This is a genomic window from Methanobrevibacter sp. V74 (assembly GCF_963082495.1).
Lineage (GTDB): Archaea > Methanobacteriota > Methanobacteria > Methanobacteriales > Methanobacteriaceae > Methanocatella.
Genome location: NZ_CAUJAN010000004.1, coordinates 80001 through 94614, shown reverse-complemented (window position 1 = coordinate 94614; position 14614 = coordinate 80001). Strand labels below are relative to the sequence as shown.

At 34.2% G+C, this 14614-nt stretch carries 13 protein-coding genes and 2 rRNA genes (1 of these 15 running past the window's edge); 9 read left to right on the top strand and 6 right to left on the bottom strand.

Annotation, left to right across the window (positions count from 1 at the left end):
• On the bottom strand, positions 1 to 522 hold the full coding sequence (locus Q9969_RS07500) for a pyruvate ferredoxin oxidoreductase subunit gamma (protein ID WP_305555946.1): 522 nt from the start codon (positions 520 to 522) through the stop codon (positions 1 to 3).
• 315 nt (positions 523 to 837) lie between these two features.
• Between Q9969_RS07500 and Q9969_RS07495 the strand changes: the two genes are divergently transcribed.
• Positions 838 to 2430 carry a dihydropteroate synthase-like protein gene (locus Q9969_RS07495; RefSeq protein WP_305556799.1) on the top strand — a complete coding sequence of 531 codons (1593 nt, stop codon included), beginning with the start codon at positions 838 to 840 and terminating at the stop codon, positions 2428 to 2430.
• Positions 2431 to 2432: 2 nt separating this feature from the next.
• On the opposite strand, the gene Q9969_RS07490 is transcribed toward Q9969_RS07495, so the two are convergent.
• Positions 2433 to 2804 (bottom strand): hypothetical protein, encoded by a 372-nt coding sequence (locus tag Q9969_RS07490; RefSeq protein ID WP_305515670.1) that lies wholly within the window; start codon positions 2802 to 2804, stop codon positions 2433 to 2435.
• A 105-nt stretch (positions 2805 to 2909) separates the two neighbouring features.
• On the opposite strand from Q9969_RS07490, the gene Q9969_RS07485 reads away from it, so the two are divergent.
• Genes Q9969_RS07485 through Q9969_RS07460 form a run of 6 tightly spaced genes read left to right on the top strand, consistent with a single transcriptional unit; the run spans position 2910 to position 7663 of the window.
• The gene (locus Q9969_RS07485; RefSeq protein WP_305515672.1) at positions 2910 to 3764 is read left to right on the top strand and encodes a MoxR family ATPase; all 855 of its coding nucleotides are present in this window, start codon (positions 2910 to 2912) and stop codon (positions 3762 to 3764) included.
• A gap of 1 nt (position 3765) precedes the next feature.
• Positions 3766 to 4923: a VWA domain-containing protein gene (locus Q9969_RS07480; RefSeq protein WP_305515674.1), complete on the top strand. Its 1158-nt coding sequence runs from the start codon at positions 3766 to 3768 to the stop codon at positions 4921 to 4923.
• Positions 4924 to 4931: 8 nt separating this feature from the next.
• Positions 4932 to 5849 (top strand): TIGR00269 family protein, encoded by a 918-nt coding sequence (locus Q9969_RS07475; protein ID WP_305555942.1) that lies wholly within the window; start codon positions 4932 to 4934, stop codon positions 5847 to 5849.
• 4 nt (positions 5850 to 5853) lie between these two features.
• Positions 5854 to 6057 carry a MoaD/ThiS family protein gene (locus Q9969_RS07470; RefSeq protein ID WP_305515678.1) on the top strand — a complete coding sequence of 68 codons (204 nt, stop codon included), beginning with the start codon at positions 5854 to 5856 and terminating at the stop codon, positions 6055 to 6057.
• A 2-nt stretch (positions 6058 to 6059) separates the two neighbouring features.
• Complete coding sequence (locus Q9969_RS07465) at positions 6060 to 6920, top strand: ARMT1-like domain-containing protein (RefSeq protein ID WP_305555939.1); 861 nt, start codon at positions 6060 to 6062, stop codon at positions 6918 to 6920.
• An 11-nt stretch (positions 6921 to 6931) separates the two neighbouring features.
• Complete coding sequence (locus Q9969_RS07460) at positions 6932 to 7663, top strand: NAD(P)-binding domain-containing protein (RefSeq protein ID WP_305555936.1); 732 nt, start codon at positions 6932 to 6934, stop codon at positions 7661 to 7663.
• On the opposite strand, the gene Q9969_RS07455 is transcribed toward Q9969_RS07460, so the two are convergent.
• The 4 genes from Q9969_RS07455 to mer form a co-directional block, all read right to left on the bottom strand.
• Positions 7653 to 8933 (bottom strand): cytidyltransferase, encoded by a 1281-nt coding sequence (locus Q9969_RS07455; RefSeq protein ID WP_305556795.1) that lies wholly within the window; start codon positions 8931 to 8933, stop codon positions 7653 to 7655. The genes Q9969_RS07460 and Q9969_RS07455 overlap by 11 nt on opposite strands.
• 23 nt (positions 8934 to 8956) lie before the next feature.
• Positions 8957 to 9439: a DUF308 domain-containing protein gene (locus Q9969_RS07450; protein ID WP_305555933.1), complete on the bottom strand. Its 483-nt coding sequence runs from the start codon at positions 9437 to 9439 to the stop codon at positions 8957 to 8959.
• Between the two features lie 37 nt (positions 9440 to 9476).
• Positions 9477 to 10559, bottom strand: a complete 1083-nt coding sequence (locus Q9969_RS07445; protein ID WP_305555930.1) for an archaeosine biosynthesis radical SAM protein RaSEA — start codon at positions 10557 to 10559, stop codon at positions 9477 to 9479.
• A gap of 109 nt (positions 10560 to 10668) precedes the next feature.
• Positions 10669 to 11628, bottom strand: coding sequence for a 5,10-methylenetetrahydromethanopterin reductase (mer, locus tag Q9969_RS07440; protein WP_305515685.1), 960 nt, complete (start codon positions 11626 to 11628; stop codon positions 10669 to 10671).
• A 660-nt stretch (positions 11629 to 12288) separates the two neighbouring features.
• Here mer and Q9969_RS07435 point away from each other — a divergent pair.
• Both Q9969_RS07435 and Q9969_RS07430 read left to right on the top strand, forming a co-directional pair.
• A 16S ribosomal RNA gene (locus Q9969_RS07435) occupies positions 12289 to 13769 on the top strand.
• A 521-nt stretch (positions 13770 to 14290) separates the two neighbouring features.
• A 23S ribosomal RNA gene (locus Q9969_RS07430) occupies positions 14291 to 14614 on the top strand; it runs 2702 nt beyond the window's last position.
• The 16S and 23S rRNA genes sit together here, the layout of an rRNA operon.

Genomic DNA, 14614 nt, shown 5'->3' with positions numbered 1-14614 from the left:
TTATCCCATTTCGTAAGCTTTTTGGGTAGCTTCCGCATTTAACTCTCCAATTTTTCCAGGGAAGGTTTCTTTAATCACTTCAACAAGTGATTCAATACTTACTATATGGGTTTTTTTAGCAAAATAACCTAAAATAATTGTGTTTACAATGTTACGTCCTAATAAGTCAAGTGCAATTCCGGTAGCATCAATATCATGCACTACATGTTCTCCGCTACCTTCAAAGTTTTGTGTGTTAATAATTACCTCAGTATTATCTTTAATTCCTGAAAACACATCTACTACATTTAATAATCCATCGTCAAGAACTAATACATAATCCGGATTGTATATTTGGTATCTTAATTCAATTGGTTCATCATCAATTCTTGTAAAAGCCATTACTGGAGCTCCTCTACGTTCAACTCCAAAGAATGGGAAAGCTTGGACATATTTTCCATCTTTAAAAGCTGCTTTTGCCAAAATTTCAGCAGCAGTTACGGAACCTTGTCCACCTCTGCCATGAAAACGAATTTCAATCATTAATTCTCCTCCATATATTTATCATGTATAATCATTATAAATTACAAAATATATAAATTTTATGTTGAAATCTTATTTTTGGTTAATTTTGATTAACTCTTTTGATTTTTCTTAATTTTTTTAATATTATTTTCAATATATTTTATTATTTGATAGACAATTAGGGTATATTTTTTTTATAAATGGTGATCTTACCTTATCCTCAACCCCACGCCATCTCTTCACCTTTTTTTTTTTTTAAAGAAACCGGCACCCCCCAGAACTTCCCCTTAACCTTCGGCCGGCAGGGTAGGATTTTTTTAAAAAAAAGTTTTAATAATTACTGGGGAATTGGCATATCCTTTAATAAAGGAAGTTGTTGCAGGTTCAAAAAAGGACATAATTGTACATATTGCGGATAATACTCAAGTAGCTGCATTTTTAACTCCAAGGCAAATTATTAAAGAAGTAAAAAATTGTTTTAGTAATCAATTAGATGAAATTGACATGATTTTAGTTCCGGGTTTAATAAAAAAAGGAACAAAAGAAATCACAAAGGAACTTGGAATTCCAACTTTTAAAGGATCTACTGATGGGGCAGATCTTGCAATGGTTTTAAATTTAATTGGAAATATTGATTTGTCTGAAGATAAACCTGCAGATAAGTTAATTGAAGAGGAAAAACGTAAAGAAGCATTCAAATTCATCGATGAGTTTGAAAATGATGAAGAGAATATTAAGGAACTTCTTAAAAAACCGAATAATATTTTAATTGGTAATCTTCCAGTAGGTGAAGATTTCCCAATGAGAGTTTTATCCGAAATTGCTAATGCACCATTTTTATCAAAAGAAGCATTAATCAATAAATGCCAATATTTCGTTGATTCTGGTGCAGACATGATTGATATTGGAATGGCTGCTGGGGAAGATTTTTCAGATAAAATTCCAGAGTTAATTCAAACTTTAAGGTCGATTGTAGGAGATAGGCCATTAAGTATCGACACATTAAATCCAGATGAAATAAAAGTGGCTGCAGAAAATGGAATTGATTTTGTTTTAAGTCTTGATTTGGGAAATAACTCAGAAATTCAAAAGGTTCTAAAGGAAAAAGATATTCCTGCAGTATTGCTTCCCACCAACTTCTCACAAGGCAAATCACCGAAATCTCCAGCAGAACGCGTTGAAGCAATGCACCAGTTAATAAAAGACACTGAGGGGTTGCGTTATGTTGCTGATTTAATTCTGGATCCGGTTAACAGTGCAAGTATTGTAGAGTCAATAATCGCATGTCATGAATTCCACAAAGTCAACCCCGCACCGATGTTTTTCGGCGTTGGAAATGTAACTGAATTGATGGATGCGGATTCGGGGGGTGTCAATGTATTACTTGCAGGAATAGGTATGGAATTGGGAGTAAGTATTCTATTTACTCCTGAAGAAAGTGGAAAAACTAGGGGCAGTGTATATGAACTAGCTACCGCTTCTAAAATGATGTTTCTTGCAAAACACCGAAAATCTATTCCAAAAGACTTAGGAATAAATCTGGTTGCTTTTAAAGATAAACATAAAAGAAATGACATTATATTAAATGAGCTGGACGGTATTGAAGAAACCCACCAAGAAAAACCAATGAAATTTGTAAGGGATAAATTAGGCAGTTTCAAAATTAGTGTTGATTATGGAACTACAGTTGAATCAAGTAAGATTACTGCAACTCATTTTAAGAAAAACAAAGCAGATTTGGTGATTGCTGGCCATTCGGCAAGAGAGATTTATGAAGAAATTATAACAAAAAATCTTTTAAGCAGGATGGAACATGCTGCCTATTTAGGTTCAGAACTTAAAAAGGCAGAAATAGCAATGATCACTGGAAAAGAATATGTTCAGGATTTTGAATTATTCAAAAATCCTGACGAATTTAAAAAATAGATTTAATCAAAGTCTGTTGGGTCGTAAGTGTCTTCAGACTGTCCAGCTTGGGGTGTTGAACTAGGATCTGAGCTACTTCCAGAAGAACCGCCATTAGCACCTGAGCCACTTTCAGATGAACGGGCATCTGAACTAGCACTTGATGTGGATGATGCTGAATTTGAACTACTATCACTGCTTGAAGAATCTGCTGAAGATTGTGTATTTGATGCTTCACTGGCATTTATATTTGAATTAGTAATATTATTGTTTGGTTCTGCTGTCTGATTATCAGAATTAAGGGAAATTCCATTTCCGCTTATAAAGAAATATACACAGGCAACCATTACAATAATTACTATCAATGCAATAATTATCACATTATCAGATTTCATTTTTTCTACCTCCATTTAACAATAATATACTATTAATTACATAAACTATAAATAAATTTATTTTTATAATTTAGTCTATTAACAAAATTTTAGGAAGGTACGAAATTGAAAGTTGAAGATATTAATATTAAAGATATTGATAAATTGCTTTTAAAAGAGAATTATGTTTCAAACAATGAAATTTCAACAACTCTTTATTTATCATTTTTACTTGGAAAACCAATGCTTATTGAAGGCCCGCCAGGTGTTGGTAAAACAGAACTTGCAAAGGTAATTGCAAAATCATTTAACAGGGATTTCTTCAGGATTCAATGTTATGAAGGAATCACTTTCGAGCAAATCGTTGGTGAGTGGAATTATCAAAAACAATTGTTGCACTTGGAAGCTGCTAAAAATGATACAAGTAATGTTGAAGAGATTTTTGATGACGATTTCTTTATAAGAAGATCATTGCTTAATGCATTTTTGAATGAAAACGATTCTGTATTGCTAATCGATGAAATCGATAAGGCAGATGAAGAGGTAGAAAGTTTTTTACTTCAGGCATTAGGTGAGCAGGAAATCACTATCAATGATTTGGGAACATTCCATCTAAAAAATGATTTAATTGTTATTTTAACATCAAACTCACAAAGATCACTTCTTGATGAAACAAAGGATAGATGCTTGTTTTTATACATCCCCTACCCTACTGTTGAGAGGGAAATCGAAATTGTTAAATCAAAATTGCCAAATGTTGAAGATGAAACCGTATCTTATGTTGTTAATCTGGTTCATAGAATACGCAATCTTAATTTAATGAAGAAACCATCTGTAAGAGGTACCGTTGACTGGGTTAAATCAGTTAGCAATTTAGGAACTAATAATATTAACCGATCTCTAGAGGATAGTGTCGGAGTTGCTATTAAAACTGAAAGTGATAAAAAAAGGGTTATAAAAGATATTTTCAATAAACGATAAGATGATTAGTAAAATTGCAAATCTCTCAGCTGATTTGAGAAAAGAGGGATTGCCTGTAAGTATCAGGAGCACTCAATCGGCTATGGAGGTTTATCAGGATTTAGGTGATTTGGATAGGAATCTTTTAAAAACTGCTCTGCTGTCCATTTATGTTAAAGATAGATATGATATTCCTAAATTTTTAAAGATTTTTGATGAGGTATTTTCAGCTCCCGACCCTGAAAAAGAAATAGCTGATGATCTCAATAAAAGCAAAGCATACAAAGGAGCCGGGCCTAAATCCAACAAGTACATTATTCAAAAACAAAATACAATTGGCAAAAAAATCCAAAAGGAAAAAATTAACAATGAAAAATTAAAAATGCTTTCTGGCCAACCATTACTTGAAGAAGCTAAAAAGCTTGAACGTGATGGGGAATTGATGAATAAGGATTTGACTAAATTAAATAGATTCGACCCTAGAATGCTGGAAATTTGTCAAAGATTAGGTAAAAGAATTGCCAATAAACGTTCCAGAAGAAAAATCGAATCGAATTCTCATAAAATTGATATGAGAAGAACTATGAGGGCTAATTTAAAATACGGCGGAGTTCCAATTGAACTTATCAAATCTAAACCAAGACCTCATAAAAACGAACACCTCTTCTTAAATGATATCAGTGGATCTTGCGAGTGGATTAGTAGTTGGTTTTTCATGTTGATGTTTTCAGCACAAACTGCATTTAAAAGATCTCGAACTTTTGAATTTGACAATAAAGTAATTGAAACAACAAAAGCTCTAAAAGAGGAGTATCTTATAGATTCTTTTATAAAAGTAAAGGACATGCGTGTTAAAAACATGATGGTGCATGGAACATCTGATATGTATTCCGCTTTTACAAAATTTCAGAAGATGGCAAATATTAACAATAAATCTTATGTAATCATATTGTCAGATTGCAGGGACTGGGCCGGACCGAAAGTTAATGGAATTCCAGCAAGTGTTGAGATAGTTGGTGAAATGGTTAGGGATGCCAAGAAAGTAATTATTTTAAATCCTGAGGAGAGAAATAAATGGGATATTGTTGATAGTTGTGTTTCACTCTATGAGGATGCTGGAGCACAGGTATTTGAAGTAAATACTTTAAATCAACTCGCACAATTTGTAGAGCAAATGTAGGTAGTAATATGCAATGTAGTAAATGTGGAAATCCTAAAGTCATTATTAAAAAAGAACAATCAGGTCAGGTATTGTGTAAGGATTGTTTCATTGAATCAGTTGAAAAAAAAGTTATAAAAACCGTTCGAAAAGAAAAATTATTAGATAAAGGGGATAAATTGTTGGTGGCACTTTCCGGAGGTAAAGACAGTGTTACAACTTTAGAAATTCTAAATTCCTTTAGAAAAATGAATATCATTGAATTATGTGCCGTCACGGTTGATGAAGGAATAGCGAATTATCGCCAAGAAGGTGTCGATATAGCCATCAGGCATGCTGAACGTTTGGGAATTGAACATAAAGTAGTTTCTCTAAAGCAGGATTATGGAATTACTTTAGATGAAATAATGGAGAGGGAAAATCATAGAGGATCCTGCACTTATTGTGGAGTATTTAGAAGAACAATAATCAATAAAGCTGCACGTGAAATGGGCGCTACAAAAATAGCGACAGGACACAATCTGGATGATGAAGTTCAAGCTATTATGATGAATTACTTAGAAGGAAACACTGATAATTTAACAAAATTAGGTGCGAAAACAGAATCTAAGGCAAAAGAATTCACAGTTAAAATCAAACCCCTAAGAGAAATTCCCGAACGCGAAATAGGTTTATATGTAGTTGCAAAAGGTCTGGAAGTTCACTTTGACAGTTGCCCATATGCAATGCAATCATTTAGGGGAGAGGTTTCAGAGGTAATAAATCAGCTGTCTGAAAAACATCCAACAATAAAATATTCCACCCTCAGAGGTTATGATAAAATTAAGGGGATATTGAAAAAAGAAATGCAAAAGGAATACTCTCACGGAAGATGCAAAAGATGTGGAGAGCCATCTGCAAATGAGCTATGCAAGGCATGTTCATTTTTAGAAGAATTAGGAGTGTAAAACAATGCCATTCACATTAAAATATAAAGATTTAGATGAAAAAAGGGAAATCCCCAATGAAAGTTACACTATTAAAGATTTACTTAATGAATTGGAATTGTCCGCTCAGACAATAGTGTCAAAACAAAATGGAGAGCTTGTTATAGAAGACACAGTAATTGGAGAAAACGATGAAATTCAATTAATTCAAATAATATATGGAGGTTAATTTTGAAAATTAGTTATGAATGCGGGCCATGTTTTTTAAGACAGGCCAGAGAAGCTATGGATTTATCCACTGATGATGATGCACTTAAAATGGAAATAATGGAAGATGTTTTTAAATTTTTAAGCGATAATTTCAAATTAAACACCAACTCAAACGGTACAGGTTCCGCTATGCACAATTTGATTAAGCAAAAAACAGGATGCATGGATCCATATTATCGAGAAAAAATCAAAGGCAACGAAATAGCCTTAAGATTCTTGCCTGAAGTTAGAGAAATTCTAAAAAAAGATAATAGCTTAGAAAATCATGTTAAGATAGCTATCATTGGCAACATATTGGATTTTGGAGCATTTACATTAGATGATGATGTGGAAAGTGTAATCAAACAGTCACTTAAAAAGGATTTGGCTATAAAAGATATTGAAGGGCTTGAAACCTCACTTAAAACTAATGATAGATTATTGTACTTAGTAGATAATACTGGCGAGATTGTATTCGACAAACTGCTTTTATCAAAAATCAAAGAATATGATATGGATATTACAATAGCTGTTAAATCAGAACCTATTTTAAATGATGCATGTAGAAAAGATGCTCTTGAAGTCGGATTGGACGAATATGGTGAAATTGTTGATATGGGATGCGGAACAGTAGGTTATGTGGACAGTGAAATTTCAGATGAATTTAGAGAGATATTTAACGGTCATAAGTTCATAATCTCAAAAGGAATGGGAAATTATGAAGGATTATCGGAAATTGATTTGTCCTCTAAAGATATTTATTTCTTGTTATGTGCAAAATGCAATACTATTTCAAAAGAGTTAGGTGTTAACTTACATGACATGCTTTTATTTAGAAAATAATTGGTGAAAACATGATAATCGGATTTATAGGATTTGGAAAGGTTTCACAGAATCTAGTTAAACTGATAAACTCCGAGGATATTGAATTCATAACGTCAGCTGAAAACAGATCATATAAAACAATTGAAAATATTAAAAAGTCAAATGTTAAAGTTTTAGATAGCTTTAAGGATGTAGCTATTCGATCCGATATTTTAATTTCAGCAAATTCTCCAAAAGGCGCTCTTGGAGTTGCAAAAGATTTTGGCAAATACACAGATGGAATTTATCTTGATTTAAACAATATCTCTCCAGACACTATCTTTGAAATTAATAAGCATGTTGGCACCTTAGTTGATGGAGCCATTATTGGAAAAGTTGACTTTAACCCAATGCTATATGTTTCAGGCAACATGTCTGATGAATTGCTTTTTTTAGGAGAATTTATTAAAACAAGAAAGGTCAGCGATGAAGCAGGGGATGCAAGTAAATTAAAATTACTTAGAAGCGTTTATACAAAAACCCTGTCAGCGCTACTGATGGAATCTGCAGAAATTGCAAGAAACAATAATTTGGAAGAAGAATTTTTCGATATATTGGCTTTGACTGAAGGGGATGATTTTAAAGAAAAGTCTCTTTCAAGAATAAATAATACTTTAAACAATTCAAAAAGAAAATCAGAAGAACTAGAAGAGATTATTAATTATTTTACAAAAGAGGATTTGGTCATGGTTAGGGCAGCACTAGAAAAACTTAACCAATAACTACTTTAACCTTAAATCCTTTTTCAGTTTCCTTTATACTTCCACTGACTGGAATAAAATGGGAATCCATAATATATCTAAGATAAGTCACATCCCGTGCAGGCAATCTTAAATTAGTTTTAATCTTTTTACCTTCACTTTTAAACTGAACAGCAATCCTGCCATTTTTATTAACATATAAATCAGTATTCAGTCCTTCTTCAGTGATTTTTGTTTCAAATTTGGTTAGGTTCAGACCTGCTTCGATATTTAAAGGGGGTGCATCAACAGTGATATTTTCCCTTCTAAACTTATTGTTGGCTTCACGTGCACTAATTCCCTTTTCACCTTCACAGGCTACATACCAAGCTCTATCGATGGCTCTTTGAACTTTTTGATTATCCGGAATCACGCCGCTCTCTTCGTAGCTTTTCATCAATTCCATAACCTCTTTCTTATGGACATCCATTTCAATAGAACTAATTGCAAGCCTAGTCATTACCGGTCCATAATTGGATCTCCTAAATACTGCCCATATTGATTCAGGGTCTCTATAAACTCTTCTTTTAATAATTTCATTTATGGTGTTTCCATTAAGGTAGGCTATCCTTTCAAGGTTTGCCCTTGAATAGGTATTCATTCTTTTATAAATTGTCTGCCAATCACGCTTACCGGGGGTTCTGCATTCATCAATTTCGCGCTGTAAAATCTCAACAGTAGTTTTTGGAAGTAATTTTTTAACTTCATCAGTAATTACCATATCATTATCAATAATGGACTGCCTAATCAACCTGCCTGAAAATTTATCTTTATTGAATTCTTTTACAACATGATAATTAAGCTTAGATCCTAAAAATTCATTAATCGCATACCAACGAATTTCATTCCGATTAGTATAACTTTTTGGCATTCCAATGAAATTGCCTTCATCAATAAACTTTTGAGCTTTCGATTTTATCTCATCAAGACTGATGCTGGCTGAGGTTATATAATCACTTACTCCGTCATCAATCATTTGCTTAAGTCTAATGGGGACACTATAAGACAGGACTAATCTGTGATGAAGTCCTTCAAATGATTTAACTTCATCTGCACCTAAAGCTAATGCCATTTCACGACGGGCATTGAAATCAACAAAAAAAGGTCCATGATTCGCACTAAAACCTTTATTCAAATAAACAACTAGTTTTTTATTTTCTCTGTTAGCTATTTTACGAGCTTCTTTAATTAATTTTTCATGACCTTTATGAACAGGGTCAAAATCTGCACTGATTGCTATCAATAATAACACCAAAAAAAGAAATATGGATAAAATTAATTATCCAATAATTTTAAAATACCGCTAATTAACAACCATATTCCTATTAATGCACCGAGAACAACAGGGTTGGTTAGATAACTTCCAATAATAATGTATAATAAACCAAGAACAATTCCAACTATTCCAATATAAAAACCATATCTAGATTGACGGTTATTAATTAAGGAAACGAGCCCTACAACAATTAACATTATGCCTGCAAGATATAATGTAATTTCTGCTAAAAATCCAAGCATCGCTGGATTGAATATTAAACAAATACTTAGTAAAAGCAATATAATGCCTAAAATCAAATCAAGTATTGCTCCACTTTTATTATAATCAATTATGGCTATTCCAACAACGAGTAAGTAAATGGATATTAGTAGTATTGATAAACCAATTAATGCACTAACTCCAATAACTCCCATCACAGGGAATATGATAATTAATAATCCAAGAATTATAGCTAGTAAACTAATAAATTTAGTTTTCATGTTTGCCTCCTAATAATAATTAATCATTTAAAATATATTAATATAATGGGATATGTTTTATCTCTACAGTTGATGAGTTCATATCCGAATTTTCAACTTCAGCTAACCATTCACTTTTACAATCACAATCATATTCAATTTTTGTCTGTGTTAAATTGTTAGCTATTATCATATGTTTTAAATCTTTATTACATTTTTTACAGTTATACGGGCCACGCCTTGAACCAAAACCAGATGTATCTAAAAGAGCAGGTATGTCTATTTCATCTCGTACAGTGTTAATTATTTCAATGCAAGACCAAATCCATGGGGGCTGGTAGGCTCCTTTTCTCCAGAATCTTTCAATAACAGTTCCACTATGAATTGTTGCAGGACAAAATGAAAGCCGGTTAACTCCAATGGATTCACAGTAATGTGCAGTTTCAATAGCTTCAGATATTGATTGTGATTCGGATACTAAAATAGGTTTTACAAATATATATGCCTTTGATTTGATGTTGTATCCTTTAGTTTCGGATAATTTTTGAATTAATTTAACTGCATTTTCAAAATCATCACGAGTAAAACCTTTATTGATTTTATTCAACCTAGTATAATCATTGGAGGTTTCAAGACCAATACTTACTTCAAATAATGTATCTCCAATTATTTCAAATATTTCATCTAAGTATTCTTCTTTAACATATTCTGGTCTTGACTCAACAATAATTTCAGCTACGTTGCCTAATTCCATTAATGTTTTGAGGATTTCATCACGAGCATTTTTTGGAAGTTCATAAGGATTTAGGAAACTTCCAGAAGCAAATAATTTCACTGAAATCCTATCTTCTTCAGCTATTGGGTGTCTTGATAGGTGTTCGTGGAATATTTTTAAAATAGTTTCCGTATCAATTGGTTCAAGTGTACAATCAGATACATAACTACACATTGTGCATCCCCCACTATCTCCAAGAGCCCAAGCGCAACCCGGTGTTGGAAGAATTATAAATAATGTTTTTGCAACACCATTATATGTCAAATCATCATTATACCAACTTGCCCCAACTTGTTCCGGGGGTTTCGGTTCTTTTCGCTCAAAAGCCATTTGTCTTATTTCTTTTGCTAAGTTTTCAATTTCCATTATAATATTATTGGGCTGATGTTATAATTAAAAATTATGTTAAAAACACGTTGTTATTAATTTGTGTGTAATGGTCTAAAAAAAATAAAATAAGAAAAGAGAAGCAAGTTTAGAAACTTGCAATAACTTCTCCTAATAATTTAATGGATTCTTCCACGTTTTTACCAACAGGAGAACCTGCTACATATTGAGTTACACCCATTTCAGCTAAGCCTTCAATTTTAGGGATGAACTCATCAGGGGTTCCGCATACGGAAAATGCGTCGAGTGCTTCATCGGTTACAGCACCAATAGCTCCACCGAAGTCACCTTTAGCTAAGAAACCACCCATTTTTTCGTTGAATCCTTCAGGCAATCCATGTCTTTCGATAACCATAGGAGGGGATCCAGCTGCAATGAATGCAACAACAATTTTAGCAGCATTTTTAGCTGCTTCGGAGTCAGCACCAATGGAGGTTGCAGTGTATGCACCTACATCGAATTCTTTGTCTCCTGCTGCTTCGATACCTTTTTTGATCATAGGCATTGCTGATTCGTAATCTTTAGGGTTGGATGCATTAATCAATACACCATCAGCGATTTCTCCAGCAGTTTCTAACATTTTAGGTCCTTGTGCTCCCATATAAACTGGGATGTGTTCTTGGACAGCTTTTACTCCACCTAAGGATGCTCCAGCTTCGGTTTTTTCTCCAGCTAATAAAGTATTAATGTCAGCAATAGCTGTTTTAATAGTGGATACAGGTTTAGTCCATTCAATTCCTAAAGCATCGAAGGTTGCTTTGTCTCCAGGACCAATACCAAAGGTTGCTCTTCCATTGGATATTTCATCAATAGTTGCGATTGCGGAAGCAGAAATTGCAGGGCTTCTTACATATGGGTTGGTTACTCCAGGTCCCATTTTAATAGTTTCAGTATTTGCTGCAAGCAATGCTAAAGTTTCGTATACATTTTTATTGTTGTAGTGGTCTGTAATCCAAGCGTATTCAAAACCGACATCTTCTGCTAGTTTTACTAATTTTACAATTTCATCTAAAGGTTGATTTGGTACGAATTCTATACCGAACTTCATATTTTATCACCGATAATAGTTTTGGTTAGCAATATATAAAGTAATTATTATTTGAATTAGATAGAAAATTTTAAATATAATTTATATTTTTTTCTATTGATTTATTATAATAGATTAATGGGTATTACTTAAATTCTTTTTTGTAATATGTATGTTGTTTTGTTTTTTACTAATGAAACTTCATAAAATTCATTTTTATTAGTGGGTATTTATTTGTAATTTTCTAAAATAAGTATTTTTAACCTATCTATTTTGTTTTATTGCTGTTTTATTTTATTTATTTTTATGAAAAATTTAAATTGCAATATTTTTTAATTAATTTTGTTAGTAAAATTATTGTGTCTATTAGATGAGCTATGTGTTTTTATGGCGTTGGTTTAAGTTAAATTGTATTGACAATGTTGACTATGATGACTGCTTTTCCGCATGTAGCTAAATTATCATATTTATTGTATTGATTAAATTATTAATATCATGAATGTGCTTTGTGAGTACCTGAGCTTTTTCGGGTATGATGTAAGTTTTGTAGATGTGGTGAAATTTGATTATAGAAACTTTTATATCAAATTTATATATGTATAAACACTCGTCTTACTATATTTTAATATTTAGCGTACTTCATAATTTTTTTATTAGTATTATGATCTGTTATGTGATTCAATTCTGTTTGATCCTGGCAGATGCTACTGCTATTGGGATTCGATTAAGCCATGCAAGTCGAACGAGTTCAGACTCGTGGCGTACGGCTCAGTAACACGTGGATAACCTACCCTTAGGATTGGGATAACCTTGGGAAACTGAGGATAATACTGGATAGGCAATTATTCCTGTAATGGTTTTTTGTTTAAATGTTTTTTCGCCTAAGGATGGGTCTGCGGCCGATTAGGTAGTTGGGGCTTAGGTAATGGCTTACCAAGCCGTTGATCGGTACGGGTTGTGAGAGCAAGAGCCCGGAGATGGAACCTGAGACAAGGTTCCAGGCCCTACGGGGTGCAGCAGGCGCGAAACCTCCGCAATGTGAGAAATCGCGACGGGGGGATCCCAAGTGCCATTCTTAACGGGATGGCTTTTCATTAGTGTAAAGAGCTTTTGGAATAAGAGCTGGGCAAGACCGGTGCCAGCCGCCGCGGTAACACCGGCAGCTCTAGTGGTAGCAATTTTTATTGGGCCTAAAGCGTCCGTAGCCGGTTTAATAAGTCTCTGGTGAAATCCTGTAGCTTAACTATGGGAATTGCTGGAGATACTATTAGACTTGAGACCGGGAGAGGTTAGAGGTACTCCCAGGGTAGAGGTGAAATTCTGTAATCCTGGGAGGACCGCCTGTTGCGAAGGCGTCTAACTGGAACGGTTCTGACGGTGAGGGACGAAAGTTAGGGGCGCGAACCGGATTAGATACCCGGGTAGTCCTAACTGTAAACGATGCGGACTTGGTGTTGGGGTGGCTTTGAGCTGTCCCAGTGCCGAAGGGAAGCTGTTAAGTCCGCCGCCTGGGAAGTACGGTCGCAAGACTGAAACTTAAAGGAATTGGCGGGGGAGCACCACAACGCGTGGAGCCTGCGGTTTAATTGGATTCAACGCCGGACATCTCACCAGAGGCGACAGCTGTATGATAGTCAGGTTGATGACTTTGCTTGACTAGCTGAGAGGAGGTGCATGGCCGCCGTCAGCTCGTACCGTGAGGCGTCCTGTTAAGTCAGGCAACGAGCGAGACCCACGTCCTTAGTTACCAGCTTATCCTTTTTTTTTGGATGATGGGCACACTAAGGGGACCGCCTATGATAAATAGGAGGAAGGAGTGGACGACGGTAGGTCCGTATGCCCCGAATCCTCTGGGCAACACGCGGGCTACAATGGCTAAGACAATGGGTTCCGACACCGAAAGGTGGAGGTAATCCTCTAAACTTAGTCGTAGTTCGGATTGAGGACTGTAACTCGTTCTCATGAAGCTGGAATGCGTAGTAATCGCGTATCACTATTGCGCGGTGAATACGTCCCTGCTCCTTGCACACACCGCCCGTCACACCACCCAAAAAGGGCTTGGATGAGGATGTAATTTTTGTTATATTCGAATCTAGGTTTTTTGAGGAGGGTGAAGTCGTAACAAGGTAGCCGTAGGGGAACCTGCGGCTGGATCACCTCCTTACATATTATTTGATATTATTATTTATTTTATTAATTTAACATTTTGCAATGTATATAGTAATTTTTCATGAGTGTTATGCATGTCCTGTTGGTATGATTGCAACTGTAATCAAACACTTAATCATCTACAAGACTGAGTATATTCTAATTAAGAATTTAATTAGTATATTATTATATAATTATTAGTGCAGCATCGTTTTATATTAAAACAGATGTGAAGGGAAAATTTTTATTATAATTTTCCGTGCATAAGTAGTAACCCTAACTGGCACTAACTAACCAAATATATTGTGTTAGATTATGTGTTATTTTTTTAAAGAAGAAAATCTTTTTAAGAAAAGTTTCTTTTTTAAGCATTATTTGTTAGAATGAGACTATCCTAAATTATTTTTTTTATAGTTTATGGTTTTTTATTCTTCTTGATGGTTAAAAAAAATATATTATAGACTTTTTTCTTGTGTATTAGATTATTTTTTTCATAGTATAGTTTGCTAAATTGTAATAATTTTTTTTGTTGTTTAAAATTTTGCTACTTGTGCTATCTGGGGGATGGCTTGGCTTGAGTTGCCTATGAAGGTCGTGGTAAGCTGCGATAAGCTTGGGCGAGGAGCATACATCCTTTGAACCCAAGATTGCCTAATGGGACTTCCTAATATGTTTGTTGCATATTGATCCTTGTAGGATTGGGAACCCACTGAATTGAAACATCTTAGTAGGTGGAGGAAAAGAAAGCAATTGCGATATCGTTAGTAACGGCGAGCGAAATCGATTCAGGGAACAAACTGAATCCCACTTAGTGATTTGTGGGAGATGTGGTGTGTAGACTTTACTTTTTTAGAACTTT

What these genes read in the sequence shown, in the direction of transcription:
- Q9969_RS07500 (WP_305555946.1), bottom strand. Translation starts at nt 522, where the DNA reads ATGATTGAAATTCGTTTTCATGGCAGAGGTGGACAAGGTTCCGTAACT.
- Q9969_RS07490 (WP_305515670.1), bottom strand. Translation starts at nt 2,804, where the DNA reads ATGAAATCTGATAATGTGATAATTATTGCATTGATAGTAATTATTGTA.
- Q9969_RS07480 (WP_305515674.1), top strand. Translation starts at nt 3,766, where the DNA reads ATGATTAGTAAAATTGCAAATCTCTCAGCTGATTTGAGAAAAGAGGGA.
- Q9969_RS07475 (WP_305555942.1), top strand. Translation starts at nt 4,932, where the DNA reads ATGCAATGTAGTAAATGTGGAAATCCTAAAGTCATTATTAAAAAAGAA.
- Q9969_RS07470 (WP_305515678.1), top strand. Translation starts at nt 5,854, where the DNA reads ATGCCATTCACATTAAAATATAAAGATTTAGATGAAAAAAGGGAAATC.
- Q9969_RS07460 (WP_305555936.1), top strand. Translation starts at nt 6,932, where the DNA reads ATGATAATCGGATTTATAGGATTTGGAAAGGTTTCACAGAATCTAGTT.
- Q9969_RS07450 (WP_305555933.1), bottom strand. Translation starts at nt 9,439, where the DNA reads ATGAAAACTAAATTTATTAGTTTACTAGCTATAATTCTTGGATTATTA.
- Q9969_RS07445 (WP_305555930.1), bottom strand. Translation starts at nt 10,559, where the DNA reads ATGGAAATTGAAAACTTAGCAAAAGAAATAAGACAAATGGCTTTTGAG.
- mer (WP_305515685.1), bottom strand. Translation starts at nt 11,628, where the DNA reads ATGAAGTTCGGTATAGAATTCGTACCAAATCAACCTTTAGATGAAATT.